The organism is Parageobacillus caldoxylosilyticus (genome assembly GCF_019272935.1).
In the GTDB taxonomy this organism is placed as follows: domain Bacteria; phylum Bacillota; class Bacilli; order Bacillales; family Anoxybacillaceae; genus Saccharococcus; species Saccharococcus caldoxylosilyticus.
Genome location: NZ_CP040553.1, coordinates 2,430,806 through 2,457,424, shown reverse-complemented (window position 1 = coordinate 2,457,424; position 26,619 = coordinate 2,430,806). Strand labels below are relative to the sequence as shown.

Genomic DNA, 26,619 nt, shown 5'->3' with positions numbered 1-26,619 from the left:
CAAGTGTGAAGAAAGGAATCCGCCTATTCGGATTCCTTTCTATGCTCTATATTGATGGACATAATCCTTGACGAAGATGCAGTTTTTTCCTGTCCTTTTTGCCATATAAAGCGCCTCATCCGCCCGTTTAAATAAATCGTCTACTTCTTCCAGGCGATTTTTTTTCCAATAGGAAATACCGCACGAAATCGTTACGGGAGGATGTGTCCCCGTCCTTACCTTTTCGGCAAGACGATGGGCGACTGAAATGCCGGTAGCCAATGACACTTTCGGCAAATAAACGGCGAGCTCTTCCCCGCCCCAGCGGGCGCCGATGTCGCTCGAACGAATATTGGTGCGAATAATATTGGCCACTTGCACGAGCACCTCATCTCCCGCTTGATGCCCGTATGTGTCATTAATTTGCTTAAAATTGTCAATATCCACTAAAATAAGCGTGCCAAATGTATGATGGCGCATCGATTGTTTTAGTTGTTCATCTAAGTACCGCCGTGTATATAACTTCGTCAAATAATCGGTGACCACCAGCTTTTCCAGCTCTTCTCTTAAAATCGCATTCATAAATGCAAGGGTAGAATGTTGAATAAGGGACTGCAGCAATTTAAACATTTCAAATGTAAAATGGTACGGTTTATGATGCAACACAATACAAATCCCTTTCATCGCCCCATTTTGCACCATCGGCACAGCCATTAAAGAGCGATAAACAGGAACAGCCGGAGAAGCTTGAACATCCGCATCCCCAACAAAAATAATATCCATTTCTGCTTTCAGTTTTCTTTCGACAAATTCCACATACTTCTTCGCTTGCCGAGACTGAAAAAATGGAGTGCTTCCAGGCAGCAGTTTCCGCTTTTTTCCCTCAAACAAGAAAAAACCGACTTCATCGGCGCAAAAAGACTGCTTAATTTGCTTTACCATAAATTCAATTGCATCTTGCAGACGCAAATTCGTATTAAGCTGATGCATCGATTCGTTAATCAGTTGCAAATCAGCAACAAGACGGCGTGACTGTTCATACAGCCTGGCATTTTCGAGAGCGCTCCCAGCTGTATTCGCTAACAGCGAAATAAAATTAATTTCCTTTTTTGGAAATTTCATAATGTACGGAGCCGTAATTTGAATCACACCGTAAACACCTTGTCCTCCTTTAATTGGTGCATATAAAATGGAGCGACGCAGCGAAATGGAGTCTTCAAGCTGAATTCTTCCTGTCAAAAATGCTTGCAATGCCGCCATATTTTCCGCACTTTCATCAAATTCAAGTGTTTTGATCGGCAAATAATCGCAGTGCTGATTATCGTGCGACAAAAGCAAGCGGTATGTAAAAGATGGATATACTTGCTTAAGCGTATTAACAATTTCTTCTAATACGTTATCAATTTGCATGGAAGAATGAATTTTTGCCGCAAACTGATGCAACCGTTCATAACGTTTTTCATTACTAAGTCCTTGGGAGATGATGCGAAGTTTTTGGAACAGCATAGAAAAATCTTGCCTGATTTTCTTTAATAGTTGCTCGCTTATAGGTAAGTGGCGAGGATACACAAATTGCAACATTCCGATTGTTTCTTCCGAAAGGTGAAGAAAAATGCGCGCGGTGGTATATTCTCCATCCTCACAAAATTGAATCGCTCGTTGTTCATCATCTGCGATCGCCGCTATATCAACCGGCAAGTCAGAGGGAACGAAAGGAGAGCGGCTTGTTTCCAGCTCTGTCATCGCTTCCGGATAAAATGTTTTGCTTAAAGGATCAAACATAAAAAAAGAGACTTGTTCCATCATAAGTTCTCGTTTCAGCAGCAGCAGCAACTCTTTTATCACGCTGGAAAAATTATCATAACCCTCATATGTTAAAAACCAATGAAAAAATTTTTGCTTAAAGGCCTCATATACTTTCTCTTCTTCTAGTTTCATCGCCCTTTTCACCTAGACTGACGTTCTCATTCCAGTTAGAATGGAGTGATAACAAGACTTTTCTAAAAATTACATCTTTTATTATAGCATATTATCTCGAAATAAGGGAAATAAAATGTTGACTTTATCTGATAAAAATCATATAATACCCTTTGTGTAAAATATAGCAGCCTTAGTGCTCACCTTTATGGTTCCATTTTGTTCCTCGAATATCGAGGTGTATCGTGTAACTCTTAGCTGCTAGAGCGAGGATACATGAAAACAAAATGGCCATAATTGTTGATGCACGTCTGCTTTTATTTTACCCGAATAAAAGCAAAAGGAGGAGCAATAAATGGCTCGTTATACAGGTCCAACGTGGAAAATTTCCCGCCGCCTTGGAATCTCGTTAAGCGGTACAGGTAAAGAGTTGCAAAAACGTCCTTATCCGCCAGGCCAGCATGGCCCAGGTCAACGCAGAAAGCTTTCCGAATATGGTCTGCAATTGCAAGAAAAACAAAAACTTCGTCATATGTATGGCGTAAACGAACGCCAATTCCGCAAAACGTTTGAGGAAGCTGGCAAAATGCCTGGTAAACACGGGGAAAACTTTATGATTTTGTTAGAGTCCCGCTTAGATAACCTCGTTTACCGTTTAGGCTTTGCGCGCACTCGCCGTCAAGCACGCCAGCTTGTCACGCACGGTCACATTTTAGTCGATGGAAATCGTGTTGACATCCCGTCCTATCGCGTAAAACCTGGCCAAACGATTGCGGTTCGTGAAAAATCGCGTAACCTTCAAGTCATTAAAGAAGCATTGGAAGCAAACAACTTTGTTCCTGATTATTTAACATTAGATGCAGACAAAATGGAAGGCACGTATACTCGTTTACCTGAACGCTCCGAATTACCGGCGGAAATTAACGAAGCATTAATCGTTGAGTTCTACTCTCGTTAATGAACGATATCCCTTCAGAGAAGGCTCTGAAGGGATATTTTTTTCATAAATAAATCCTGGCATTGCCAGGATTTATTTGTAACGGATTAAGTAATATTTTTTCTTCCCGCGGCGAATGACCGTAAAGCGCCCTTCGATGCGGTTTTCTTTGGCGATGACGGCATTGATGTCTTGCACGCGCTTGCCGTTGACATAAATCGCGCCATTGGCAATGTCTTCCCGCGCTTGCCGTTTCGATGGCACAATTTTCGCCATGACAAGCAGTTCTACTAACGGAACTTCTTCCCCTTCATATTCAAAAGAAGGGACATCTTTAAACCCTTGTTCAATTTCCTCTGCGGACAACTCCGACACACTGCCGCTAAAGAGCGCCTCGGAAATACGAATCGCTTGCTTGAGCGCATCTTCGCCATGGACCAGTTTTGTCATTTCTTCCGCGAGCGCTTTTTGCGCTGCCCGCTGTTCAGGAGCTTCCTGCAGTTTTCGCTCAAGTTCCTCGATTTCGTCTTTGGATAAGAAAGTAAAATACTTCAAGTATTTAATGACATCGCGGTCATCGGTGTTAATCCAAAATTGGTAAAACTCATATGGGGATGTTTTTTCTTTATCAAGCCAAATCGTTCCGCTCTCTGTTTTTCCGAATTTCGTCCCGTCGGCTTTCGTCACGAGCGGAATTGTCAATCCGAACGCTTTTGCCTCTCCTTCGGTTTTGCGAATCAATTCCAACCCGGCCGTAATATTTCCCCATTGGTCACTGCCGCCGATTTGCAAGCGGCAATTTTCTGTTTGATACAATTTAAGAAAATCAAAAGCTTGTAAAATCATATAGCTAAATTCGGTGAACGAAATACCAGTTTCGATGCGCGATTGTACTGATTCTTTGGCCAGCATGTAGTTTAGCCCGAAGTTCTTTCCAACATCGCGCAAAAAAGTAATCACATCGAGCGAGCCAATCCAGTCATAGTTGTTGGCGATTTTCGCCGGATTTTCTTTCGCATCAAAATCTAAAAATCTTGCCAATTGCTCTTTAATCCGATTGCTCCACTGTTGCACCGTTTCTTTTGGATTTAATGTACGCTCGCTTTTTTTTCCGCTTGGGTCTCCAATTAATCCCGTTGCGCCGCCGACAAGCGCAATTGGACGATGGCCGGCTAGCTGAAATCGCCGTAGCGTCAAAATCGGTAATAAACTCCCGATATGCAAACTGTCAGCCGTTGGATCAAATCCACAATATAATGTTACCTTTCCCTCATTTAACAGCTGGCGCAGCCCTTCCATATCGGTAGCTTGGTTAATGAGTCCGCGCCACTCAAGCTCTTGCAGTAAATCCATCTTTACCCCACCTCTTTTTTATAAAATAAAAAACTCGCCCCCAAGTGAAGGGACGAGTGACAACCGCGGTACCACCCTACTTAGAAAGCTTCGCGCTTTCTCACCTCATTTGGATAACGGCGCACGCCGTCTTTTGCTACTTGGCTACTGCCGTTCGCAAAAGCTGCTCGAGGAGGTAATTCGCGTTTATCTATGTGCTAGTTCGCACCGACCACTAGCTCTCTGAAACAGGGAGATAAACACTACTTGTTCCTGTCATCGCTTTGTCCTATGTCATTTATGCTATACACTTTTTTACCACAACTTTTCTTGGTTTGTCAAATCGAGTTTTTCTCGTATACAAAATAGGTGAAAAAATGACAAAATGCCGCAATATTCAACAAAAATATGATATAATTATTTATATTATTCGTTGTATAGGGGGGTGCTCATGGAGCATAAAAAGCAAACATTTTCCCTAGAGAAGGCATGGCGCTATTTTTTTATTACATATGAAGTCGTTTGGAATCTTTTCCTTATTTTTTTCATTCTTATTCTTTGCCTCATATGCTTTGCCGTCGGTCTTGGCGCTGGGTATTTCGCTTCTTTGGTAAAAGACATGCCCATCCCTTCCTATAAGGAGATGAAAAGGGATATTTACGACTACGAAGAAACGTCGCATATTTACTTTGCCAATAACGTTTATCTCGGCAATTTCCGCTCTGATCTAGAAAGGGAGGAAGTCAAATTACAAGATGTTTCTCCGTATGTAATTAAAGCGATTACAGCAACGGAAGACGAATACTTTTACGAACATCACGGAGTTGTTCCAAAAGCGATCATTCGCGCGCTGTTTCAGGAAGCGACGAACTCGCCGCTACAAACAGGCGGAAGCACGCTGACACAGCAGCTTGTCAAAAATCAAATATTGACGAATGAAGTATCATTTGAACGAAAGGCAAAAGAAATATTGCTCGCCCTTCGCCTTGAAAAGTTTTTTAGTAAAAATGAAATTTTAGAAGCTTATTTAAATGTCGTCCCATTCGGCCGAAACGCATCAGGACGCAATATCGCCGGCATCCAGGCGGCTGCTCAGGGAGTATTTGGCGTAGACGCCAAAGATTTAAATCTAGCCCAAGCAGCATTCTTAGCCGGCCTCCCGCAAAGCCCGTTTGTGTATACTCCGTTTACAAGCGACGGCAATGTGAAAAAAGACTTATCTCCGGCGCTGCACCGGATGAAGACGGTATTGAATCGAATGAAGCAGGCGGGATATATTTCCGAAAAACAATATCAAGAAGCGTTGCAATACAATGTCGCCAAACATTTTGCACCGCCAAAACCGTCACCGTTTGAAAAATATCCGTGGCTGACGATGGAAATCGAAAAACGCGCTAAAGAAGTATTGGCCGAGGTATTAGCCAAAAAAGATGGGTATACAAAAGAGCAGCTGTTGCAAAATGCATCCCTTCACGAACGATATGTAGCAAAAGCGGAAAAACAGCTGCGCCAAAACGGATACAATATTTACACAACGATCGACAAAACGATTTACGACCGCATGCAAAAAGTAGTGGCCGATTACCGCTATTACGGCGATGACAAAATTCAATATGTAAAAGACAAAGAGACGGGAAAAATGGTTGCCAAGCGCGAGCCTGTCGAAGTCGGTGCGATTTTGATTGAAAATTCAACTGGAAAAATCATTAGCTTTGTCGGCGGCAGAGATTACAAACGGGAGCAACTCAATCACGCGACACAAGCATATCGGTCGAACGGCTCGACGATGAAGCCGCTGCTTGTATACGCACCGGCAATGGAGATGGGCATCGTCCAGCCCGGTTCCGTCATTCCAGATATGCCATTGAGGGTTAATGGTTATACACCAAAAAATGCAGATGGAAAAACGCACGGCCTCGTTTCGGCGCGGCGCGCTTTACAGTATTCCTATAACATCCCTGCGATCCGCACTTATATGAAGATCATGAACCAACATCCAGTAGAATATCTGCATAAAATGGGCATTACCAGCGTGGCAAAAACAGAGGAAAACCACATCGCCTTAGCGATTGGCGGAACTTCCACAGGGGTAACCGTCGAGGAAAATGTCAACGCCTATGTTACTTTTGCTAATTACGGAACGTTTGTAGACGCTTATTTAATCGAAAAAATCGTATCAAATGATGGACAAGTCATTTATGAACATCAGAGCGATCCCGTTCCTGTTTTTTCTCCGCAGACGTCCTATTTAATGATTGATATGATGAGGGATGTCATTCGCGGCGGTACAGCATCTTCTCTCCGGTCTTATTTAAAATTCCAAGCGGATTGGGCTGGAAAAACAGGGACAAGCGAAAATCAACAAGACTCATGGTTTGTGGCAACAAACCCAAACGTGACATTTGGAGTGTGGATGGGATACGATACACCTGCACCATTGCAATCTACGTACAGAGGACTATCTTATAGCAAACGAACTCAGCTGTTATGGGCGCAATTAATGAATTCCGCCTACGATGTTAATCCGCAGCTCATCGCGCCAAACAATCGCTTCAACATGCCCGGCGGCATCGTGCGGAGAGCCTATTGTACCGTTTCAGGGCTTACTCCGTCCAATGCGTGCCAAAAAGCCGGATTAGTTAGCTATGACTTGTACAACACAAAATTTACGCCAAAACAAGGAAAAGAACAGTATTTGATTGAAGGACGCTTCGTTGAAGTAAACGGCAAGCGGTACGCCGCGCTTGATACAACACCGAGCGAGTTTGTTTCCAGTGGAGTTATTTTAAATAGGGAAGTATTGAAAAGATGGGGAATGAATCGTTCAAGCGCTAGTGAATGGAATGGGATGCTGTTTGTTAATGAGTTAAAAGAAAATGGAAAAATCCCGGCACCACCGGCCATCCATCTAGCAAATGGAACCACCATCACTTGGCAGCCGCATTCGGAACACGATGTGATTGGCTATCGCGTATATCGCACTGGACAAGGCGGCGCGCCGCCCCAAGTTGTCGCGGTCGTCAAAGCTGGAAAAACGCTGTCCTTTGCCAAGCTGCAGCCTGGAGCGACCTATTACGTCACAGCTGTGGATATCAGCGGCAAGGAGTCGGCGCCGTCCAATACGGTTGCAGCTCCATTGCCTGGCGCCGCGAACCAAGCCAAAGAAAAAACACAAACGCCTGAAAAACAAAAAGATTAAAATAGCGAAAAAGCTGATCGAAACCGATCAGCTTTTTCTTAATCTTCCATCGTCGATAAATCGCCTGTCGGCAAGTTAAGCTCCCACGCTTTTAAGACGCGGCGCATAATTTTCCCGCTTCGCGTTTTTGGAAGTTTGTCGCGGAATTCAATTTCCCGCGGCGCTGCATGTGCCGCCAATCCTTTTTTGACAAACTGGCGAATGTCTTCTTTCAATTCCTCGGATGGTTCATATCCTTCCCGAAGCGAAATAAATGCTTTAATGATTTCCCCGCGCACTGGATCCGGCTTACCGATGACACCTGCTTCCGCTACCGCTGGATGTTCGACTAGCTTGCTTTCGACTTCAAACGGACCGACGCGTTCCCCTGACGTATTAATAACGTCATCGACACGTCCTTGGAACCAGAAGTAGCCGTCTTCGTCCATATAAGCGGAGTCGCCGGAAACATACCAGTCGCCGATGAAATACGATTCATATTTTTGCGGGTTGTTCCAAATCGTTTTCATCATCGACGGCCAGCCTTTTTTGATCGCTAAGTTCCCCATCCGGTATGGCGGCAGTTCGTTTCCTTGATCATCAATGATAGCTGCTTTGACACCAGGAATCGGTTTGCCCATCGAACCTGGCTTGATTTCCATACATGGATAGTTACAGATAAGATGCGCGCCCGTTTCCGTCATCCACCATGTATCATGAATGCGGCGCTGGAATACTTTCATTCCCCAGCGAATCACCTCTGGGTTTAACGGCTCGCCAACGCTAAGGATGTGGCGAAGAGAGCTTAAATCATATTTTTTAACAATTTCATCCCCAGCTCCCATTAACATGCGAAACGCCGTCGGTGCACTATACCATACTGTCACGCCGAAATCTTGAATCGTCTGATACCAGGCATCCGGACTGAAACGGCCGCCGACAATCACATTCGATGCTCCGCATAACCATGGACCGAAAATACCGTAAGAAGTGCCTGTCACCCATCCTGGATCTGCTGTGCACCAATAAATATCGTCTTCTTTTAAATCCAGCACCCATTTTGCCGTTTGATAGTGCTGAATCATCGCGTTATGAACGTGCAAAACTCCTTTTGGCTTTCCGGTAGAGCCAGAAGTATAATGCAAAATCAAGCCGTCTTGGCGGTCGACCCATTCGATATCAAAGTGCTTGCTCGCCTCATTCATCCGTTTCTTTAAGTCGATATACGGACCTTCTTCAACAATGTTATCCCCGACGAGGAAAACATATTTTAATTCCGGAAGATCGTTGACTGGAACGCGCGGCAGCAGTTCCGGCGTCGTGACGATCGCCTTTGCCCCGCTATCTTCGAGGCGGTCGCGCACCGCTCCTTCCATAAACGCCTCAAACAGCGGACCGACAATGGCTCCTGTCTTAATGATTCCGAGTACGGCGAAGTACAATTCCGGAGAACGCGGCATAAATACAAATACACGGTCTCCTTTTTCAATTTCCGCCACTTGTTTCAGCACGTTGGCTACTTTATTGGACATTTCCTTCATTTCTTTAAAGGTATATTTTTCGTTTCTCGATGCATCGCGGTAATAAAGCGCTACTTTATTTTTGCGGAACGATTCCGCATGGCGGTCAATCGCTTCATACGCCATATTGACTCTGCCGGTTTCAAACCAGGAAAACTCTTTCTCTACTTCTTTCCAATCAAAATGTTTATATGTGTCCTCGTAACTTTTTAAATTATAATCCCCTTGTACGACCGGTAGCACTTCTGTTTTCATTCTCCTAATCCCCCTTATGTAAGTGGTTACAATTCTATTATAGTATACAAAAGTTGAATTCTCAATTTTTTAAATATTTGCATGACATTTTTTTTGAAATTTTTTTGAAATCCGTTTATCTATTTACTTTTTATGTATAATGAAAGAAGAAAGACCTATCCAGGTGGTGACCGAATGGAACATAAAAAAACGTATAATGCCAAAGAATTAAAAACACCAAAAGGAACGCTGATTATTGAAGGCCCGATATCGGCTGAGAAACTAGCAAGTTATGAATTTCACCATGACCTGACATCCTTCCGCCAGCCTCCTCAGCAGCATCAAGCATTGATCGAAATTGCGAAGCTGCCAGAAGGAAGAATCATTATCGCCCGTCATCATCACACGATTATTGGCTACGTAACGTTTCTGTACCCCGATCCGCTTGAACGTTGGTCAGAAGGAAACATGGAAAATTTAATCGAGCTGGGCGCGATTGAAGTCATTCCGGAGTTCCGCGGTTATGGAGTAGGGAAAAATTTACTGATTGTATCGATGATGGATGACGCAATGGAAGATTATATTATCATTACTACCGAATATTACTGGCATTGGGATTTAAAAGGGACAGGGCTAACCGTATGGGAATACCGGAAAGTGATGGAGAAAATGATGAACGCCGGCGGGCTTGTTTGGTATGCTACCGATGATCCAGAAATTTGTTCCCATCCGGCCAACTGCTTAATGGCCCGCATCGGCAAACGGGTCGATCAAGAGTCTATTCAAAAATTCGACCGCCTTCGTTTTATGAATCGGTATATGTATTAAAAATCGTTCTTGACAACAAAGGGGAGAGGAATAAATGATTGTCGAACAAATTATGAAAACGCCTGTCATCACTCTGCAGCCGACTAATACGATTGCCGAAGCGATTCAGTTAGTACGGCAACTCCGCATTCGTCATATTCCGATTGTGGATGCCGAAAACCATGTTGTCGGCATTGTGACCGATCGCGATATCCGCGATGTAAGCCCTTCCATTTTCCGAATTCATGAACACCTCGAAGACTTACAAAAACCAGTCAGCATGATTATGAAAACAGACGTTATCGTCGGACATCCTCTCGATTTTGTCGAGGAAGTGGCGGCGCTGTTTTACGAGCATAAAATCAGCTGTCTGCCGATCGTCAAAGACCGCAAACTCGTCGGCATCGTGACGGAAACCGATTTATTATACACTCTCATTCAGCTCACGGGCGCGCATCAGCCGGGCTCGCACATTGAAATTAAAGTGCCCAATGAAAGCGGGATGTTAAGCAAAGCAGCAGCGATTATCGCCAAGCGGCATATCAATATCGCCAGCGTTCTTTTATATCCCGATCAAGATGAAAATTACAAAATCCTTGTGTTTCGCGTGCAAACAATGAACCCAATCGGAATTATCAACGATTTAAGAAATGCCGGCTACACCGTATTATGGCCGAACTTGCCGGGGGTTTCATCATGAAAAAAGACTGTGTATTTGTTTACAGCGACGATTTTCTTCAATATAAATTTCATGACGAGCACCCATTTAACCAGCTGCGGGTTAAACTTACGTACGATTTGTTGCGCGCGATGAACGCTTTAGACGATGAACAAATTGTAGCGCCTAGAATCGCAATGGACGAAGAACTCGCTTTAATTCATGACCACTCCTATATCGAAGCAGTCAAGGCTGCCGGCAGAGGAGAACTTTCGGAACAAATCGCCCTAAACTATGGGCTAGGGACAGAAGATACCCCCATTTTTCCGAATATGCATGAAGCAAGCGCTCTATTAGTCGGGAGCACCTTAACGGCGGTCGACTTTGTGCTATCAGGAAAAGCAACACATGCGCTAAGCCTCGGCGGCGGGCTTCACCACGGCTTCCGCGGCAAAGCATCGGGCTTTTGCATTTACAATGACAGCGCTGTCGCAATCAAATACATTCAAGAAAAATATGGGCTGCGTGTGCTGTATGTTGACACCGATGCCCATCATGGAGACGGTGTTCAATGGGCTTTTTATGACGACCCAAATGTGTGTACATTTTCGATTCATGAAACGGGGCGCTACTTATTTCCAGGGACGGGAAATGTAAATGAGCGCGGACACGGGGCAGGATATGGGTATTCGTTTAACATTCCTGTTGACGCATTCACCGAAGATGAATCTTGGATTGACGCCTATACGCAAGCGTTGCGGGAAATTGCCGACTTTTTCCGTCCTGATGTCATTTTGACGCAAAATGGCGCGGACGCCCATTATTACGATCCACTTACTCATTTATCCGTAACGATGAAAACGTACCGCGTGATTCCGAAGCTTGCTCACCAAATCGCCCATGAATATTGCGACGGGCGTTGGATTGCAGTTGGCGGCGGCGGTTATGATATTTGGCGCGTCGTTCCGCGGGCATGGGCGCTTATTTGGCTGGAAATGACAGAACAATCAAACGTTTCCGACAACTTGCCAAAATCATGGCTTGACAAATGGCAAGCGCTTTCGCCAGTCCCACTGCCGCAACAATGGGATGATCCAGAATCCCTATACCCGCCAATTCCGCGCAAAGCAGAAATTACGGAAAAAAATGCACAAACGGTGGAAAAGGCATTATATCCGATTCGAAGCCAGAGGCAAAAAGCGAATCAGTCCACATAAAGAAAAGGGGCTTGACCAATTTGGTTGAGCCCCTTTTCTTTATTTTGTGGATTCACGATATTCGATGCGATGCGGCAACACGACAATATGGTTTTCCACCTGTTCTTTGTTCATATATTTGGTCAATAACCGCATCGCTACTGCACCGATATCATACATCGGCTGCACTACCGTTGTTAAACGAGGGCGCACCATCGTCGCCAGCCGCGTATTGTCAAAACCAACTACCTCTAATTGATCAGGAACGCGCACGCCATGGTCTTGTGCGCTATGGATAATGCCAAGCGCCATCTCGTCGGTTCCGGCGAACACAGCGGTTGGCTTCTCCGCTAACTCGGCGATTTTTTCATACGCTTCAATGCCGGAATCATAAGAGTTATCGCCTTCAATTACAAGCTCTTCGTCATAGGCTATTCCATGCGTTTCTAGAGCGCGCCGGTATCCTGCCAGTTTCTTTTGGTTAATCGGATCATCCGTCGGTCCTGTCACATAGGCGACCCGTTTGTTACCTTTTTCTACAAGATAAGTAACCGCTTCAAAGGCAGCTTGTTCATAATCGATGTTCACTGATGGAATCGTATTGTTCGATTCAATCGTAGCCGCCAGCACGATTGGCACCGGCGATTTTTGAAATTCATTGACATGCTCTTCCGTAATCGTTCCGCCCATAAACAAAATGCCATCGACTTGTTTGGCCAACATCGTATTAAGCAAATGCAGCTCTTTTTCCTTATTTTGATCGGAGTTGCTTAAAATGATGTTGTATTTGTACATCGTTGCAATATCTTCGATGCCGCGCGCCAGTTCAGCAAAAAAGATGCTAGAAATATCAGGAATAATCACTCCGACTGTTGTCGTTTTTTTGCTGGCCAGCCCGCGCGCCACCGCATTTGGACGATAGCCTAAACGTTCGATCGCTTCCAATACCTTTTTTCTTGTGGATGGCTTTACGTTTGGGTTTCCGTTTACGACACGGGAAACCGTCGCCATCGATACGTTTGCTTCCCGTGCCACATCGTAAATCGTTACGTTCATTGGCTTCACTCCTCTTTTTTATAAATCAACATCCACATCGATTGGTATTTTCCCACCGTATGTAAAAATATCATACGATACATTATCGCTAAATCGCAACGAATTGGCAACTATTTTGCTACTGTGTTCACAAACAATTCATGAATGATACTATGTATATGTTACCCTCTGCCTGCTTTCTATTTTCATATGTAGCTCAATTTTTTCTGAAAGCAAAAAACTTCCCCCTCCGGCAGATTGCCGGAGGGGGGACCAATATTACGCTCTTACCATTTGCCGCTGGAACGCTCTTACCTCTTCCATAAATTCGTTAAATTGGGCAATATCCATTTGCTGCGCCGAGTCGGACAGCGCCACCGCCGGATCTGGATGCACTTCGGCCATCACCCCGTCGGCTCCGATCGCCAATGCAGCTTTAGCACAAGGGATGAGCAAGTCGCGGCGTCCCGTCGAATGTGTAACATCGACAAATACAGGCAAGTGGGTTTCTTTCTTCAAGATCGGCACCGCCGAAATGTCCAGCGTATTTCTTGTTGCCCGTTCATACGTGCGAATGCCGCGCTCACATAGGATAATTTGCCCGTTTCCTTGCGACATAATGTATTCCGCCGCATTAATGAACTCTTCGATGGTCGCTGCCAGCCCGCGTTTTAATAAAATCGGCTTATTCACTTGACCGGCCGCTTTTAACAGTTCAAAGTTTTGCATGTTGCGCGCGCCGATTTGAATGACATCAATATAGTCAAGCGCGATTTCGATATCGGCAGGGGTGACAATTTCGCTGATCACTGCCAAGTCAAACTCATCGGCAATACGTTTTAAAATTTTTAGTCCTTCGACGCCTAGCCCTTGGAAATCATATGGCGATGTTCTCGGTTTGTAGGCGCCGCCGCGGAGCAGTTTTAGTCCTTGTTTTTTCACCGCTTCTGCAACCGCCGCAACTTGTTCATAGCTTTCCACCGCGCACGGTCCCATAACAAAATATTGTTTGCCGTCGCCGATTCTTTCTCCTTTTACCTCGACAATCGTGTTTTCCGGATGTTTTTTGCGCGATACAAGCAAGGCTTTACGGTGATCATCTTCTTGCAGTTCAAGGCCGGCTTTAAAAATTTCTTTAAAAATATGCTGCAGCGTTGATGTTTCAAACGGTCCGTCGTTATGCTCGGAAATTAAATCAAGCATCTTCCGTTCACGCACAGGATCGTAGCGATAGGTCCCTTGCGTTTCCTTGATTTTTCCAATCTCTTGAACAAGTCTCCCGCGTTCATTAATTAATTTTAAAATTTGTAAGTTAATCTCATCTACCTTTGCCCGTAGCTCATCTAATCTCTCATTGCTCATGCTTTCTCATCCTTTCGTCAAATGTAGTACAGTTTTTGTAATTAGTCATTATTATAATAGATAGAGGAGCAATTGTCACCAAAAATCGCTTTATTTATTAAACGCTTTTAAGCAATAAAGCATTTTATGAGAAACGCTGTAGGAACGTGAAAGCGACCGGGGAATGGATGTCCAATCGCGCGGAAACACATGAAAAAAGACATGAACATCCTTAAGAAAATGTGAGGAGGTCCATGTCCTTTTTATTATTCGCATCCGGTTCATTAAATGTACATGCATGTAAATCAATGCTCCACCGAAAATAATAACAAATGCGAAAGAAATACAAACGCCGCAATCGCTGCTGCCGAACCAGTAACTTTCCTCAATAAAAGAAGCATTTTTCGTTGATGTTACTACAGTTCTTTCCAATCTCCCAACATTCCAGGAAATGAAAGGAACAACATGGCGATGCCAACCACTATTAACGATATTCCTAACTCCACCATCGCTCTTTCCTTTTCGTTTACCGAAAACTACTATAAAGCAGGCATCCCGCCATGGAATGCCTGCTTATGATGCTTGAATTACTTGTTCTTTCAATGCATCATACGTAATATTCCAGTGTGATGTGTGCCATACGACAGTTCCATTTTCAAACAATAGCGCTTGTGGCGATTCGTGTTTGACGCCAAACGTTTCGGCAATATAGTTCGAAAGTGGGCGCGCTTCTTGCACATACAAATAATAGGTATCCACTTCTGGATGATTGGAAACAAACTTCTCATATTCCCGAAACGCCGCCTGGCTGATTGGACAGGTGAGGCTATGCTTGATGAATAGAAACCGTTTCCCCGCTTTCATCACTTTTTCGAATTGCTCAATCGTCTCCAGTTTCTCCATTCCCATGGCCATCACTCCGCATCGTTTTGTTTTTGCATTTTTTGTTCGGCATCATTAAAGGCTTCCTCTGCCTCTTTCAGCAGCTTCTCGATATTTTCTTTATCCTTTTCACTTGCCGATGGCGGAATTGGAATTGACGGTGCTTCCGTCGTCGTTTCTGCGGTTGTCGAAGACATCTTTTCGTCCGTTTTTCCAAGCGGAATAAATTTTGTTACCTCTTTGGTTTTTTCTTTTGCTACTTCGAGCCACTCCGTCGCCGTCGTTTTCACCGGCTCCAGTTTTCCTGTTTCATTCATTTCCGCAAGCCATTGCTTTCCTTTTTCACTTGTTAAAAACATCGCCGTCATCGCACCGGCAATCCCGCCGACGATTGCACCTAACCAAAATCCTCCATTATTTTTTGCCATCCAGTACAACCTCCTTCGTCTTTTTTTGTTTCCTTTCTCTCCATTTTTCCCATATTTCGATAAAAGCATTTCCCCACTGCATAACTTTTACCATTTTTTCGCGATGGGTTTCTACTTTCGTCGTCACCGCGGACGAAAATTGCCGCAGGGAACGGTTGAACGACTGGACGGTGGCACCGACATCACTGACGGCATGGACGAGCGAATTCAATCCCTCTACTTTTTTCTGCACATCATCAGCAAGTGCGTTCGTTTTCTTCAAAAGCTGCGTTGTCTCCGTCGTAATGCCCTGCACTTCCTTGTCTAAATGGTCGATGGTCGCCGCCAAACGGCGGATTGTTTCTTGCAATACCGTCAATGTTCTGGCAATATAAATGACTAATATGAAAAAAGAGACGGCAATAAGCGCGATGCTGGCGTATAAAATAATTTTCACCAAACTTCCTCCTTGCTAGTTTCGCTTTATCTCCCTACATCTGCATTCTTTTCAAACGTTCGACGCTAATGCGGTAAATTCCTGCAAATTCGACATCAATGTGGACAAAAAACGAGCCGGCCGATAGAATGCCTAGCTCGCTTGTTCTTTTTCCAGTCATCCTTGCCATATTATAAATGAACCGTGCGCTCATACGCTTCCTGAAACTTTTGAATATCGCCCGCACCCATAAAAATAAGTACAGCGTTGGCATGTTGCTTTAATACGGATGTATCATCCTCTTGAAGGAGGCGGGAGTTTGGAATTTGCGCCTGCAAGTCGTGAATCGACAGTTTGCCGTGATGCTCACGCGCTGAGCCGAATATGTCGCATAAATACACTTGATCGGCCCGTTGCAAGCTTTCGGCAAACTCTCGCAAAAACGCTTGCGTCCGCGTGTACGTATGCGGTTGAAAAATCGCCACGATTTCGCGACCTGGATATTTTTGTCTTGCCGCCTCAATCGTTGCAATAATTTCCCGCGGGTGATGGGCGTAGTCATCGATTAAAATTTGGTCGCCAAACACCTTTTCAGTAAAACGCCGCTTTACTCCTTGAAACGTTTTTAGCTTTTCTTGAATAATGCGGACGTCTATCTCTTCATAATGGCAAAGGGCAATGACGGCAAGCGCGTTTAAGACGTTATGGTCGCCAAAACGCGGAATTTCGAACGAAGCAAAAAACGTATTGCGGACAAACACGTCAAACGATGTACCTTCTGTCGTTTTCACCACGTTACGCGCTTGGAAATCATTATCATCGCCAAATCCGTAAAACAGAACAGGCACTTTCGCTTGGATTTTTTGTAAGTATTCATCATCCCCACAGGCGATAATTCCTTTTTTTACTTGCAGGGCCATTTCTTGAAACGCTGAAAATACATCGTCGATATTGGCAAAATAGTCGGGATGATCAAAATCAATGTTTGTCATAATTGCATAATCTGGAAAGTAGGATAAGAAATGGCGGCGATATTCGCACGCCTCAAATACAAAATATTTGCTTCCTTCTATCCCTTTTCCCGTTCCATCCCCAATTAAATACGACGTTGGATGCGCACCTTGCATCACATGGGCAAGTAAACCGGTCGTTGTTGTTTTTCCGTGTGAACCGGTAACTGCAACGCTGGTAAACTTGCGAATAAATTCTCCTAAAAAACGATGGTACCGGATGACAGGCACCCCTAATTCATGCGCAGCTTGTATTTCCTCATGTGTATCCGGAAAGGCGTTGCCTGCAATCACCGTATAGCCTGGCTTAATATTTTCCTTGCTAAAGGGCAAAATAGGAATTCCCCGCTCCTCTAATGCTTTTTGCGTAAAAAAGCGCTTCTCAACATCCGAACCTTGTACCGTATAATTCATATCGTGAAGAATTTGCGCCAACGCGCTCATCCCCGTTCCTTTAATGCCAACAAAATGATAAACTGTCATCGCTAAGCCCTCCAACAATCATCTATCTGTAAGACAGTATATGATATTCATCTAGTTTTGCCATTTATTTCATTTTACGATATGCATGCTCACATTACACCATTATAACATGGCCCGTTCCTAAAAACTATCGCGTATCGGAAGTGAGGCGAAACTTTCCTTCTATATTGTACACAATAGGATCAATCCATTAATGATCATATCATACTATTTTCTTGCCAATTCGCCAATTCGTCTTCACTAATTAACACCTCTCGCGGTTTGCTGCCGCGCGCTTCGGAAATAATGCCTTGCTGCTCCATCATTTCAATTAAACGGGCGGCGCGGTTGTAGCCGATGCGGAAATGCCGCTGCAAACTGGACGTGGAAGCTCCACCTTGCTGAACGACAAATTGGCATGCTTCATAAAAAAGTTCGTCTTCTTCCTGTCCGATCGCCGTCTTTTTTACAAAATCGTCCTGTTGAAACAAATAGGAAGGCCCCATCTGCGCTTTTACATGGGCGACGACCCGTTCAATTTCTTCATCTGATACGAAACTTCCTTGCAGCCGAACTGCTTTGGATGAGCCGTTTTCCAAAAACAGCATATCGCCGCGCCCAAGCAATTTTTCCGCGCCGTTTGTGTCAATAATCGTACGCGAATCCACTTGCGAAGAAACAGAAAAAGCGATTCGCGTCGGAATATTTGCTTTAATTAAACCAGTAATCACATCGACGGACGGACGCTGGGTGGCGACGATTAAATGAATGCCGCACGCCCTTGCTTTTTGAGCGAGGCGGCAAATCGCCTCCTCGACATCAGCCGGGGCCACCATCATTAAATCAGCCAGTTCATCGATGATAATGACGATATACGGAAGATGGTGCTCTAGGCTGCCTTTTTGTTTCACGAGCTCGTTGTATTTTTCAATATCCCTGACGCCTGCATGAGCAAACAGCTCATAGCGCCGCTCCATTTCTTCCACTGCCCATTTTAATGCTCCTGTCGCCGCTTTGGCATCGGTAATAACCGGGCTGACAAGATGTGGAATGCCGTTATACGGGGCAAGCTCGACCATTTTCGGATCAATCAGCAGCAATTTCACTTCATGTGGGACGGCTTTGTACAGCAAACTGACAATGATCGCATTGATGCACACACTTTTCCCTGAACCGGTCGCTCCGGCAATTAATCCGTGCGGCATCTTTTTTAAATCGGTGACTGCCGGCGCCCCTGATATATCGAGTCCAAGCGCAACCGTCAGCGGCGATGGATTATTGCGGAACGCCCCGCTTTCTAAAATCTCGCGAATCAGAACGGGACGGCTTTTTACGTTTGGAACTTCAATGCCGATCGTACGCTTTCCCGGAATCGGCGCTTCGATGCGAATATCTTTTGCCGCCAAGTTCAATTTAATATCATCGGCTAAATTTGTAATTTTGCTCACTTTCACTCCTAAATCGGGCTGCACTTCAAAGCGCGTCACCGTCGGCCCTTGTGTCGTATTGACGACTTTCGCGCCGATATGAAAACTGGCAAACGTCCGGTTCAGCCGCTCACATTGCTCGCGAATCCATTGCTCATCGCTTTCGTGGCGCTGTTGTGGACTCTCTAGCAACGATAAAGACGGAAACTGATATCCGCTGCTAACAGATTTCCTTTTTTCTTCCCGCTTTTTCCTGTCTTGCTTTAGCATGATGACATTGTAAGGAATGCGAGAACGCGACGGAGAAGGTCGCTGTTTTGTTTCATCGCCGTGTTTTGGCTCAGTTTCTTCCTCTGCCTTTTTAGGCTGCTCTGCTTCTTGGATAGAAGCCTCTTTTTCCCCATCTATCATTTCTTGTTGTTCGTCGCCGCTGTTTGGCAAATCCGTTTCTTCTTTCTCTTCTTGAACCGCACCAGCGCTTATCTCCTTTTCATTATTTAAGCATTCCGGCGACATCAAATGCCCACCTGTTTCCGCTTTTTCCGATACAGATGAATCTACTAGATCCATCGCATCATCTTTGGAATGAGATGGCAGCTCCCATTCAACGACAGGATCGTTCTTTTTCGCTGTTTTTCTATTATACCCATAAACAGGCGACAACACCTCGGAAGGACGGAATGGTTTTTTGTCATTGTCCTGCTCGCTTTGGTCGTATTTCGGTACATTGCGGCGGCGCGAAACAGCTTGACCGTTTTCCTCATATTCCTGCTCAAATGATGAAAAACATCGTCTTGCTGGTCGCTCATCCGGAATAAGCGGAAAACGAAAGTTTCCTTTTGGGTATTGATACACTACTTTCGCATTCAGTTGTGAAGCCGCCGACCGGTCACGGTGCTGCTGACCGGAGGAAGCTGTTGGTTCTTCGTCTGAATCCAGCCAGTAGCGGATCATCCGTTTAAGCCATTTCATTGTTAAATCACTCTTTCTGTTCCATTCGTTTTCGGAAAAAAAGTCACTAGAAACCAGTCTAGTGACTATCTTATTATTGCCAAGTAAATGGTTGTCCTACTTCGTACTCATCGGATAATACTAAAATGCCTTTTTCTTGTGGAGCGTTTGGCAATTCCAATTCCCTCGCCGAACAAATCATTCCGTATGACGGGACTCCGCGCAATTCCGTTTCCTGAATGATCAGCCCGCTCGGCATGACGGCGCCGATTTTGGCGACCACAACTTTTTGCCCTTCTGCCACATTTGGCGCCCCGCATACAATTTGCAATACTTCTGTTCCGACATCCACTTGGCATACACTCAGTTTATCGGCATTTGGATGTTTCTTTTTCTCTTTGACATAACCGACGACAAACTTTGGCGAAAGATCGGCTTCGATCGTTTCGTCCCATCCATTTTTTTTCAATATCTCGTTAATGACAGCAACAAGCTCTTCATTCAGCTCCAACAAGCCGTTGCCGGCAAAAGGATGATAGGTGGAAGCCCGGAAAATATTATAGCCTGCCGTTTCTCCCGTTTGTTCATCAAAGATGCGGACAACATCGCCCTTTTTTTCAAACGCCCTCTGCTCCGGCTGAGTCGGTTTTACAGAAACAAGCAATACATCGCCGACACCTTCTCGATTGTAAAATACATTCACTGTAAGCCACCCTCTTTCTATTATTTTTTGCGATAATTTTTCCCTAAAATAAAAATCGGCTCTAATTTTCCTTCTTCGTATAGAAATGATAATGCAGTAATCGGCACTCGCCCGTTGGCAAAAAAGCTCATCGTCATTTGCGCCAGCACATCATATCCGACTTCATTTTGCAAATCGGCAATAATGAGCACATCTTGATGAGGCACAGCGAGCGCCATTGTTCCTGTAATTTTCTTGCTCATTTTCGCCAAAAAAGCATCATTCAAAATCCGGCTTGCGTCATAGCCGTCATTGGTATTTACAAAATAAAACGTGTTTCCGGCAACTTTGTCTTCTTTGACGCTTACATCGAGCGAACGAACGTTAAAACGGGCGATTTGTTTTATTTGTTCCTTGTCCCATTGTTCCTGTTCCACCATCTTTTCATCAATGAGACGATACGTATTGCCTAAATCGAGCGCATAATAAATGCGCGTTTCCGCCGTATGGTCGTCATAAAGAAGGGAAATTCCTTCTTTCGTTTTCGTCGGAAACGAGGTGGAACGAATCACCGGATAAATATCTTTTTCTTTGCCGGAAAGCGAATGCTCCTCATGCATCGTATTTAACGTTTGTTCTACATAATATACCATTTCGTTAATCGCTTCCTCTTTTTGTTCGTGCCATTTCGCAATGACGCCGGGAAGCGAAATGGTGACTCCTTTTTTCGTTTCTTTTGCTTCAATGCGGAGCGTATCGTTTTTCCGGTCCAATTGGAAAACCCAATCGTGATGATGGGCAAGCCGTTTTTTGATTTCCTCATACATTTGTTTGCTGTCCATCGCTGCGCCCCCTAGCTATGACAGGCTGCGGATAAACTGCTCGACTTCCTCTTTCGTTTTGCGGTCTTTGCTGACAAATCTGCCGAGTTCTTTTCCATGGTCATAGGCAATAAAGCTTGGAATACCAAATACATTTTCTTGCTGGCATACTTCGAGCAATTGGTCACGATCGACATAATAAAACTCATAATCGGAAAACGTTTTTTCGATTTCCGGTAGAAACGGCTGAATAAAGCGGCAATCCGGACACCAATCCGCCGAAAATACAAAAATCGCTTTCGCTGTATTTTTCACCTTTTCATATTGTGTTGCTGTTTCAATGGTTTTCATCCGTGAAACCCCCTTCTGTACCCTTTTATCATATCGCGAATCAGCGGTTTTGACAAAAAAATTCATATTGGCCGGCAAGAAGCTGGACAATGTGGCGAAACATGCTGGCTCTGTCGACATGGCCATTCGTAAACACGCCGATGGCTCCTTCCTGATGGCGAATGTTGCATTTTCCTGTATATTCCGCCATGACGTCGCCAAGCTCTCTGCCGCTGCGAATTCCTTCTGCCACTTCGGCAGGGAGGAGAATGCGTGCCCCGCTGGCGGCAATGACTGCACCGTCCCGGTCGACAAGCGCTCCCCAATTGCACAGCCATAGCTCTCCATCGATCTCCATTACACCGCCCTCCAACCCGATGCCGATATCGGCCTGCTCTTTTTCGAGCGCATGTTTGGCGCGATTGATCGCACCTTGACGCGTTTCCTCATCGGAAAGCGGTTGGGCGGAAACACCCGATGGCACATTCGTTGGGATGAGCGTATAACGATCTGGACCAAAAACTTCTCGAACCGCTGCTACTTTCGCTTGATTGGTTGTGCCGATTGCAATGGTTTGCAACGCATTTCACTCCTTTGCACGGAAAAAGAGAAGTCTTGTCGCGCAAGACTTCTCACCATGTTTAGCTATTTTTCTTAATCGCATTCACCGTTGCCCGATCGCAGCGCTTGACCAGTTCGACCAGCAGTTTTTTTGCGGCTGCATAGTCATCCACATGAATAATGGATGCATGTGTATGAATATAGCGGGAACAAATGCCGATGACAGCCGATGGCACGCCGCTGTTTGCGATATGTACGCGTCCGGCGTCCGTTCCGCCTCCTGGTGAAACGAAAAATTGATATGGAATGCCATGTGTTTCTGCCGTATCTAGCACAAATTCGCGCATGCCGCGATGGGTGACCATCGAGCGGTCATAAATGCGGACAAGCGCCCCTTTGCCAAGGTGGCCAAATCCCTTTTCATCACCCGTCATATCGTTGGCAGGGCTTGCATCCAGCGCAAAAAAGATATCTGGCTGAATCATTGCCGCTGCCGTCTGCGCCCCGCGAAGTCCGACTTCTTCCTGAACCGTAGCCCCGGAGTATAATACGTTTGGCAGCTTCTCGTTTTTTAGCTCTTTCAGCAATTCAATGGCCAGCCCGCATCCGTAGCGGTTGTCCCACGCTTTGGCCAAAATTTTTTTTGGATTGGCCATTGGGGTGAACGGACAAATCGGCACGATTTGCTGTCCTGGTTTAATGCCCATTTTTTTCGCGTCTTCGCGATCGTCGGCGCCGACGTCAATCAGCATGTTTTTGATCTCCATCGGTTTGTTGCGCTGTTCTTCGTTTAGCAAATGCGGCGGAATCGAACTGATGACGCCGATGACCGGGCCGTGGTCGGTAATAATTTGTACACGCTGCGCCAATAATACTTGATTCCACCAGCCGCCGAGCGGTTGAAAGCGGATCATGCCATTATCGGTAATGGCGGTGACCATAAATCCGACTTCATCCATATGCCCCGCCACCATCACGGTAGGGCCGTTTTCATCGCCGCGCTTAACGCCAAAAATGCTGCCAAGCCGGTCCTGCACCACTTCATCAGCGTATTTTTCCAGTTCCTTCCTCATAAAGTGGCGCACGGCATGTTCATTTCCCGACGCTCCCGGCAATTCCGTTAGTGTTTGAAACAATTGAAGTGTCTCCACATTCATCTCCACTAACCCCTTTTTCTTCTTGATTTTATTGTAGCGAATCGTGAAATGGTTTTCCACTTTTCTTACATTTTCCGCCAAAATACGATATACTAAACGGTATCAAATGCACAGAGGAGGTTTTACGTCATGAGTTGGAAAAAGTTTATCACCGGCGCCGCTCTTGGATTTGCCGCCGCCTACGCCGTCAAGGCACAATTGGACCGGCAGATGATTTCTGCAAAAAAAGCACTTTCTTTAGCAAAGGCGGCATTTGGGCAATCTGCGCCGATCAGCGGCTCCTGGATTCAAATCACACCAGAAACGTACGAAAAAAACAACATCCGCTATACTATTTATAAAGGCGGTGTTTGCCGCGATGGCGCGCAGTATGAATTTGTCATCGACGCCTATACAGGAACGATGATCGACGTAAAACAGCTGTAGATGAGCGGATGCTTTTGGCAAGGCATCCGCCTACACAAGCCTTACGGACTGGTTACGCTTTACATGTTCGACGATGTTCCCGTTTTCATCCCATTTTAAGGCGCGATAGTACGCATCATGATAAAACGTAAACCAAGCCTGCTTTTCAATAGCATATGGAATCCATTTTTGTTTGGCAAAAATAGATGTCATCGGATAATCGTCGTATGCCATCACCCATAGTACGTTTTGGTGGGCGTGTGTCCCTAACAAATCAGCCATATGAATTGCCATTTCCCCGTCCGACTCCATCACGATAATCGAATGTCCGTCGCTATGCCCGCCTGTATGTATCATTTTGATGCCACCAACGACTTCCTTTTCTTTTTCAAACGGAACAACTTGCTCGGCAATCGGCTCCCAGTTTTCCTTCCAATATGTATTGCGTGAGCGGATGTTTGGCTGTCTCATTTCATCCCATTCTGCTTGCGACGTAATAATTTGCGCGCGCGGAAACGTCGAAACGAGCCGGTCTCCTTCCCATTTGGTCAAACCGCATGCGTGGTCAAAATGCATGTGCGTCATCATCACGATATCAATATCATCGGTTGTTAAACCGAGCTGGTCAAGTGATTGCTCGAGCGATGATTCTTCCGTAACGCCGAAATTGCGCTTTTGTTTATCCGACAATTTGCCATTGCCGATGCCGGACTCAATCAGCATATTTTTTCCATCCGCCTGCACAAGAATAGGATCGGTGCGCAATTCAATTTGATTGTTGTCGTTGCACGGATATTTTTTCGACCAAAGTGGCTTGGGAACGACCCCGAACATCGCGCCGCCATCTAAATGAGTTACCCCTCCGTTTAACCATGTCAATGTGATTTTTCCTACTTTTAATTGCTCCATTTCCCATCACCTCACCATTTAGTGTAACACTTCCGCAAATATTTCGAAAACAAAAAATAAAAGGCTTAGACAGCCTTTTACGCAAAGCGATGTTTCGGCGGATATTTTGCCTCACACCGATAAATCCGGTTCCCTTTTGCCGCAAATTTTTCCTCGTATTCGGTCATCACATTTCCGGCAAAATCGCTATGATGTAAATCTAAACTGACATACGTCAGCACTAAGCCGTATTGGGAAAAGCTTACAAGCGAATATTCAAAAAAGCCTTGATTGTCCGTTTTTAAATGAATTTCGCCCTCGTCCACCAATACTTTTTCATACAGTTCCAAAAAAGCCCGATAAGTCAAGCGTCGTTTCTCATGCCGTTTTTTCGGCCACGGATCGGAAAAGTTTAAATAAATGCGCTCGATTTCCCCTTCGGCAAAAAAATTGGTCAGATCTTTCGCATTGACATTTAATAACCGTACATTCGGCAGTTCATTTTCAATGAGTTTATCGAGTGCGGAGACAAGCACGCTCGGATATAGTTCAATGCCGATGTAATTAATATGGGGATGTAGTTTGGCCATCTCAGTGATAAACTTCCCTTTGCCAGTACCAATTTCAATATGGATGGGATGATCATTTCCAAATACTTCTTTCCATCTTCCTTTATATTGTTCTGGATGAGGAATCACATAATGTGGATAAGAAGCAATTTTTTCTTTGGCCCATGGTTTGTTACGTAGACGCATACTGACACCTCTGTTTTTTGTTCATCGTTGTCAACAATACCACGAATACACATTCCTATGCAAGTCAATAATCGGAAAGCATAAAAAAACACAGCCGCACATACGACTGCAAAAGGTGGCAATCATAAACTCTGCTGTATAAGTGCATATTATAAAATGTACCGCATATTTTTTAAAGGATGGTGGTACCAATTGCCACTAGATCATCATCATCAAATCACCATATTAAAAGACATTTTATCGGAACACCAAGCCGACTGCTGCGGCACCGTTTCCGAATGCGAACAAATTGAGCGGCTTGTCAAATCATTGCTGGGAAATGAACAAGTGCATCCGCAAGTCAAAAGCATCCTTCCCGATATCTACGCATATGGGCAGAACGGGAAATACAGCGCTGATTTAAACTCGCACATTTTATCCCACCAGCAGCAATTATCAGACTGGGTCAACCAGCTTACGTAGGAAATGCAGCGATTGTTGCATTTCCTTTTTTGCATTTTTTTCCTTTTGCCATACAAGCGAATAAAGCGTTTGCGCGATCGTATACCATTTCATGCGCAGACGTAGGCTGTCGGTTAGTTCCAACCCGTAAAGTTCCAGCCATTCTTCCCATTTTTCTTCCGGAATATAGGAGTAAAGAAGCATGCCTATATCAATGGCGGGATCGGCGATCATTGCACCGTCCCAATCAATTAAATACAGTTTGCCGTCTTCAGCAAGCAACCAATTGTTATGGTTAATATCGCAGTGACAGACAACATGCTCATCACATTGCAAGGAAGATAGGTGCTGTTCGAGCCAGTGGAACGCTTGATCGATGAATGGACTGGCCAACGCATAACGAGCAAAGGATCCTTTGAGTGTTTGCAACATCATTTCTGGCCGCAACGGAGTTTTGCCGAGCCGCTTCAGCATGATCACTAAGTCTTTGGAACGGTGAATTTTGCTCAGTAAACTCGCCACTTGTTCACTTCCCATCTCATGCGGCTTTAATTCTCTCCCGTTCAGCCACTGTTGAGCGGTAAATACATCCCCATTTTCCAATCGTTTCGTCCAAACTAATTTCGGGACGATTCCCTCCGCTGACAAAACCGCAAGAAATGGGGAAGAATTCCGTTTTAAAAACAACTTTCTCCCTTCATATTCCGCAAAATATGCATCTCCTGTTGCACCGCCAGCCGGAGTGATGTCCCACTCCTTCCCTAGTAACTGTTCCAAAGCATGTTCACCTTCGACTTAAAAAAATAAGAGACAGCGATCACCTGATTCCGTATTTCAGACAATAGCTGTCCTACTAGTTTTCATACAGTT

The 26,619-nt window shown here is 45.0% G+C and carries 26 protein-coding genes and 1 other annotated feature; of the genes, 7 read left to right on the top strand and 19 right to left on the bottom strand.

Annotated features, from left to right (window positions below):
* Positions 1 to 39: 39 nt before the first annotated feature.
* Positions 40 to 1,917, bottom strand: coding sequence for a sensor domain-containing diguanylate cyclase (locus BV455_RS12525; protein ID WP_042407652.1), 1,878 nt, complete (start codon positions 1,915 to 1,917; stop codon positions 40 to 42).
* Between the two features lie 334 nt (positions 1,918 to 2,251).
* Between BV455_RS12525 and rpsD the strand changes: the two genes are divergently transcribed.
* Positions 2,252 to 2,854, top strand: coding sequence for a 30S ribosomal protein S4 (rpsD, locus tag BV455_RS12520; RefSeq protein WP_017434942.1), 603 nt, complete (start codon positions 2,252 to 2,254; stop codon positions 2,852 to 2,854).
* Positions 2,855 to 2,926: 72 nt separating this feature from the next.
* Here the strand turns inward: rpsD and tyrS are convergent, their stop codons facing one another.
* On the bottom strand, positions 2,927 to 4,186 hold the full coding sequence (gene tyrS / locus BV455_RS12515; RefSeq protein ID WP_042407658.1) for a tyrosine--tRNA ligase: 1,260 nt from the start codon (positions 4,184 to 4,186) through the stop codon (positions 2,927 to 2,929).
* Positions 4,187 to 4,231: 45 nt separating this feature from the next.
* Positions 4,232 to 4,454: a binding site (T-box leader), on the bottom strand.
* Between the two features lie 162 nt (positions 4,455 to 4,616).
* Between tyrS and BV455_RS12510 the strand changes: the two genes are divergently transcribed.
* The gene (locus BV455_RS12510; RefSeq protein ID WP_218687247.1) at positions 4,617 to 7,364 is read left to right on the top strand and encodes a transglycosylase domain-containing protein; all 2,748 of its coding nucleotides are present in this window, start codon (positions 4,617 to 4,619) and stop codon (positions 7,362 to 7,364) included.
* Between the two features lie 38 nt (positions 7,365 to 7,402).
* On the opposite strand, the gene acsA is transcribed toward BV455_RS12510, so the two are convergent.
* Positions 7,403 to 9,118, bottom strand: coding sequence for an acetate--CoA ligase (acsA, locus tag BV455_RS12505; RefSeq protein WP_017434939.1), 1,716 nt, complete (start codon positions 9,116 to 9,118; stop codon positions 7,403 to 7,405).
* 174 nt (positions 9,119 to 9,292) lie between these two features.
* Here acsA and BV455_RS12500 point away from each other — a divergent pair, with 174 nt between their 5' ends.
* The 3 genes from BV455_RS12500 to BV455_RS12490 are packed head-to-tail and all read left to right on the top strand — an operon-like array spanning position 9,293 to position 11,779.
* A complete protein-coding gene (locus BV455_RS12500) occupies positions 9,293 to 9,925 on the top strand; it encodes a GNAT family N-acetyltransferase (RefSeq protein ID WP_017434938.1) in 633 nt (210 codons plus the stop codon).
* A gap of 34 nt (positions 9,926 to 9,959) precedes the next feature.
* Positions 9,960 to 10,604, top strand: coding sequence for an acetoin utilization AcuB family protein (locus BV455_RS12495; protein ID WP_017434937.1), 645 nt, complete (start codon positions 9,960 to 9,962; stop codon positions 10,602 to 10,604).
* Positions 10,601 to 11,779: an acetoin utilization protein AcuC gene (locus BV455_RS12490; protein WP_042407665.1), complete on the top strand. Its 1,179-nt coding sequence runs from the start codon at positions 10,601 to 10,603 to the stop codon at positions 11,777 to 11,779. Before BV455_RS12495 ends, BV455_RS12490 begins: the two co-directional genes overlap by 4 nt.
* Before the next feature lie 39 nt (positions 11,780 to 11,818).
* Here the strand turns inward: BV455_RS12490 and ccpA are convergent, their stop codons facing one another.
* The 13 genes from ccpA to BV455_RS12425 form a co-directional block, all read right to left on the bottom strand.
* On the bottom strand, positions 11,819 to 12,814 hold the full coding sequence (ccpA, locus tag BV455_RS12485; RefSeq protein WP_017434935.1) for a catabolite control protein A: 996 nt from the start codon (positions 12,812 to 12,814) through the stop codon (positions 11,819 to 11,821).
* 258 nt (positions 12,815 to 13,072) lie between these two features.
* A complete protein-coding gene (locus tag BV455_RS12480) occupies positions 13,073 to 14,155 on the bottom strand; it encodes a bifunctional 3-deoxy-7-phosphoheptulonate synthase/chorismate mutase (protein WP_017434934.1) in 1,083 nt (360 codons plus the stop codon).
* Between the two features lie 552 nt (positions 14,156 to 14,707).
* Positions 14,708 to 15,043, bottom strand: a complete 336-nt coding sequence (gene ytxJ / locus BV455_RS12475) for a bacillithiol system redox-active protein YtxJ (protein WP_017434932.1) — start codon at positions 15,041 to 15,043, stop codon at positions 14,708 to 14,710.
* A 5-nt stretch (positions 15,044 to 15,048) separates the two neighbouring features.
* The gene (locus BV455_RS12470) at positions 15,049 to 15,444 is read right to left on the bottom strand and encodes a YtxH domain-containing protein (RefSeq protein ID WP_017434931.1); all 396 of its coding nucleotides are present in this window, start codon (positions 15,442 to 15,444) and stop codon (positions 15,049 to 15,051) included.
* Positions 15,431 to 15,880: a DUF948 domain-containing protein gene (locus BV455_RS12465; RefSeq protein WP_061578759.1), complete on the bottom strand. Its 450-nt coding sequence runs from the start codon at positions 15,878 to 15,880 to the stop codon at positions 15,431 to 15,433. Before BV455_RS12465 ends, BV455_RS12470 begins: the two co-directional genes overlap by 14 nt.
* A 34-nt stretch (positions 15,881 to 15,914) precedes the next feature.
* A complete protein-coding gene (locus BV455_RS12460; protein WP_017434929.1) occupies positions 15,915 to 16,073 on the bottom strand; it encodes a hypothetical protein in 159 nt (52 codons plus the stop codon).
* Positions 16,051 to 17,352 carry a UDP-N-acetylmuramate--L-alanine ligase gene (gene murC / locus BV455_RS12455; protein ID WP_017434928.1) on the bottom strand — a complete coding sequence of 434 codons (1,302 nt, stop codon included), beginning with the start codon at positions 17,350 to 17,352 and terminating at the stop codon, positions 16,051 to 16,053. The genes BV455_RS12460 and murC overlap by 23 nt, the downstream gene beginning before the upstream one ends.
* Before the next feature lie 197 nt (positions 17,353 to 17,549).
* Positions 17,550 to 19,730 (bottom strand): DNA translocase FtsK, encoded by a 2,181-nt coding sequence (locus BV455_RS12450; RefSeq protein ID WP_081159878.1) that lies wholly within the window; start codon positions 19,728 to 19,730, stop codon positions 17,550 to 17,552.
* Between the two features lie 73 nt (positions 19,731 to 19,803).
* Positions 19,804 to 20,412: a YtpR family tRNA-binding protein gene (ytpR, locus tag BV455_RS12445; protein WP_042407670.1), complete on the bottom strand. Its 609-nt coding sequence runs from the start codon at positions 20,410 to 20,412 to the stop codon at positions 19,804 to 19,806.
* A 20-nt stretch (positions 20,413 to 20,432) separates the two neighbouring features.
* On the bottom strand, positions 20,433 to 21,233 hold the full coding sequence (locus BV455_RS12440; RefSeq protein ID WP_081159881.1) for a DUF1444 domain-containing protein: 801 nt from the start codon (positions 21,231 to 21,233) through the stop codon (positions 20,433 to 20,435).
* A 15-nt stretch (positions 21,234 to 21,248) separates the two neighbouring features.
* A complete protein-coding gene (locus tag BV455_RS12435; RefSeq protein WP_223845349.1) occupies positions 21,249 to 21,629 on the bottom strand; it encodes a thioredoxin family protein in 381 nt (126 codons plus the stop codon).
* The gene (locus tag BV455_RS12430; RefSeq protein WP_081159883.1) at positions 21,604 to 22,122 is read right to left on the bottom strand and encodes a DUF84 family protein; all 519 of its coding nucleotides are present in this window, start codon (positions 22,120 to 22,122) and stop codon (positions 21,604 to 21,606) included. Before BV455_RS12430 ends, BV455_RS12435 begins: the two co-directional genes overlap by 26 nt.
* Positions 22,123 to 22,183: 61 nt before the next feature.
* Positions 22,184 to 23,260 (bottom strand): M42 family metallopeptidase, encoded by a 1,077-nt coding sequence (locus tag BV455_RS12425; RefSeq protein WP_042407676.1) that lies wholly within the window; start codon positions 23,258 to 23,260, stop codon positions 22,184 to 22,186.
* Positions 23,261 to 23,389: 129 nt separating this feature from the next.
* Here BV455_RS12425 and BV455_RS12420 point away from each other — a divergent pair, with 129 nt between their 5' ends.
* Positions 23,390 to 23,686: a PepSY domain-containing protein gene (locus BV455_RS12420; protein ID WP_061578761.1), complete on the top strand. Its 297-nt coding sequence runs from the start codon at positions 23,390 to 23,392 to the stop codon at positions 23,684 to 23,686.
* A 30-nt stretch (positions 23,687 to 23,716) separates the two neighbouring features.
* Here BV455_RS12420 and BV455_RS12415 read toward each other — a convergent pair whose 3' ends face one another.
* Positions 23,717 to 24,574 (bottom strand): YtnP family quorum-quenching lactonase, encoded by an 858-nt coding sequence (locus BV455_RS12415; RefSeq protein WP_218687246.1) that lies wholly within the window; start codon positions 24,572 to 24,574, stop codon positions 23,717 to 23,719.
* Positions 24,575 to 24,651: 77 nt separating this feature from the next.
* Positions 24,652 to 25,308, bottom strand: coding sequence for a tRNA (guanosine(46)-N7)-methyltransferase TrmB (gene trmB, locus BV455_RS12410; RefSeq protein WP_017434919.1), 657 nt, complete (start codon positions 25,306 to 25,308; stop codon positions 24,652 to 24,654).
* A gap of 192 nt (positions 25,309 to 25,500) precedes the next feature.
* Here trmB and BV455_RS12405 point away from each other — a divergent pair, with 192 nt between their 5' ends.
* Positions 25,501 to 25,770: a YtzH-like family protein gene (locus tag BV455_RS12405; protein ID WP_017434918.1), complete on the top strand. Its 270-nt coding sequence runs from the start codon at positions 25,501 to 25,503 to the stop codon at positions 25,768 to 25,770.
* Here the strand turns inward: BV455_RS12405 and BV455_RS12400 are convergent.
* Entirely contained in the window at positions 25,744 to 26,526 is a 783-nt protein-coding gene (locus BV455_RS12400; RefSeq protein ID WP_017434917.1) for a phosphotransferase family protein, read from the bottom strand. The two genes, BV455_RS12405 and BV455_RS12400, sit on opposite strands and share 27 nt — an antisense overlap.
* Positions 26,527 to 26,619: the final 93 nt, after the last annotated feature.